This window comes from Stenotrophomonas sp. SrG (assembly GCF_050031795.1).
In the GTDB taxonomy this organism is placed as follows: Bacteria; Pseudomonadota; Gammaproteobacteria; order Xanthomonadales; family Xanthomonadaceae; genus Stenotrophomonas; species Stenotrophomonas rhizophila_A.
Genome location: NZ_JBNBBE010001806.1, coordinates 1 through 230, shown reverse-complemented (window position 1 = coordinate 230; position 230 = coordinate 1). Strand labels below are relative to the sequence as shown.

Genomic DNA, 230 nt, shown 5'->3' with positions numbered 1-230 from the left:
TGTCGTCGCGGATCCAGATCCCGCCTAAGGAGATTCCCCACGGGCTGGGTTCGGTGCGGTAATGGTCGTTGCCAGCCCTGTCCAGCAGGGTGATCACTTCCTGGATTTCATCGTCCGCGACATTGCGCAGGTTGAGCAGCAGATTCGCCGTGCGCCCAGGATAGCGCCCGGCGATGCGCTACCCTTGCGGCGCAGGTTCCATCCGGTGCCGCCCATGCGTGCTGTGCCGA

The 230-nt window shown here is 64.3% G+C and carries 1 protein-coding gene; it reads right to left on the bottom strand.

Annotation, left to right across the window (positions count from 1 at the left end):
* On the bottom strand, positions 1–139 hold a 139-nt coding region (locus ACQG3P_RS25455), incomplete at its 3' end, for a DUF6164 family protein (protein ID WP_426806593.1).
* Between the last annotated feature and the right edge of the window lie 91 nt (positions 140–230).